Source organism: Amphritea atlantica (assembly GCF_018860855.1).
In the GTDB taxonomy this organism is placed as follows: Bacteria; Pseudomonadota; Gammaproteobacteria; order Pseudomonadales; family Balneatricaceae; genus Amphritea; species Amphritea atlantica_A.
The window spans coordinates 1-1,689 of the sequence record NZ_JAHKQE010000006.1; the positions used below are offsets into that span (position 1 = coordinate 1).

The window sequence follows — 1,689 nt, forward strand, 5'->3', positions numbered from 1 at the left end:
AATTTATACAATTCCTCATACGTTAAAAAAGCGCAGTTGAACTATAAACTGTGCTTTTATTTATATAAAAGGGGTCCCCATATAGTATGATTTTTAACTATTGAAGAATATACGACTTATGAATATAAGTTATGATACCGATTAACAGCATAATTTGATTGAATAGCCAACTAGATGTCATAACTCACAAATTTTGATTCTATTGATGTGAACTATAAATTAAAAAACATAAAAGAAATAACTATTTAGTACTTGTATCACTACTTTCATGTTAGAAAAAAAGATTTATAAAGTTGAGTGTATCAAAAAGTAAAGAATCGTTGCCTTACCCCATAAGGGGTCACCATATCAAAAAAAGAAAATTGCACGTTACGTCACAATTTAGACACATTTAAGATGTTTTCTGCACGCTAAGATTATTTTCCAGTTAAATATGGAATATTTGGTCTTGAAAATTCGATGTCTTCTAAAATGTCAACTGGAATATTCCTATCACTAATGGGAAAAGTACTCGTGATTTGTAAAGGTATACCTTTAAGGACATAACTTTAATCTTTATAAAATCAAGGTTTATCGCGTTTATAAACATATTGCAAAATATTTATAAACGTTTATTAAGTCTTTAAGATCTTTATAAATCACTTAGCGTACAATTTTCTTAAAATGATATGGTGACCCCATTTAAGTAATTATCCTATAAAAAAACCTAAATAAAATTGGAATTAAAATAACAGAAACTATTGATATATGCATTAATCTACGTTTATTTTTTTCGTTTTTCTCAAAACATCCATATAGTAATAAAAAACTTATTATACTACATATAAAAAATAGTAAATTTAGTATATATATAAGATTAGTTCGTTGATATATGTACATCATAGAAATTACAAAGTGAATACTTGATGTTAATACATATATAATTAATAATTTTTTTTTAGAATAAAGCATATGCAATACCTTGCGCTAACCATTTAGCTACGCTAGGACTAAACCCTACCAACTCTATTGCGACTGTTAAGCAATATGTTAAGTCACCATTTAATTGTTCTAATTTTTTTGCAACAGCATTCATAGTGCCATAAGATATAACAGCTTTTATTGGACCTGGTAAACTATTATAATTTGCTACTAATTTTTTTGCAGCCCAACTCCATTTTCCTCGTTCCATATTTTCAATAATATTTCCATCAGTATCATAAGCTATTCCATTTTTTAAAAGAATTCCTGTAGTACCAAAATGAGTGAATTCATCAATTTCATGATCATTCAATCCTAATTTATATAATTCATTTCTATCAAAATTAATATCAGAGATAACAAAAGTATTATTATCTTTTTCAGCAGCAAAAACAGATGAAGTTGGTGCTAAAGCTGTAAAACCAATTGATAAAGCTAAAGCTGTAGATCCCACTTTAAATATAGTTTTTTTATGTTTCATATGATTCCTCCCTATTTTTTGATAACGCTTACAATAAAAGGATAGCAAATATCTTTATATTGCAATAAATACTTTTATTTCCGTTAACAAAAGAAGTTTCTCACCTTGTTTTTGGGTGTGAGTGCTGGCTCGCCGTGTGGGGGCGAAACCCCACATAGCGTTAATCTGTATGGAAAAAGAATCATACTTTGAACGGAAGAATTGGCGGTTCGGCTGGTACAATTGCTGATCCAAGTCGAGCAACTTAA

Annotated in this window: 2 protein-coding genes; both read right to left on the reverse strand. The window is 28.5% G+C overall.

The genetic code is table 11. The features are described 5' to 3' along the window. Window positions 1–937: 937 nt before the first annotated feature. Window positions 938–1,441 (reverse strand): hypothetical protein, encoded by a 504-nt coding sequence (locus tag KO512_RS02560; RefSeq protein WP_215950777.1) that lies wholly within the window; start codon window positions 1,439–1,441, stop codon window positions 938–940. 54 nt (window positions 1,442–1,495) lie between these two features. Then, a partial coding sequence (locus tag KO512_RS02565; RefSeq protein WP_215950778.1) for a hypothetical protein occupies window positions 1,496–1,689 on the reverse strand: 194 nt, incomplete at its 5' end.

Bases quoted from the DNA above. Each gene is read 5' to 3' on its own strand.
- KO512_RS02560 (WP_215950777.1), bottom strand. From the start codon at position 1,441: ATGAAACATAAAAAAACTATATTTAAAGTGGGATCTACAGCTTTAGCT.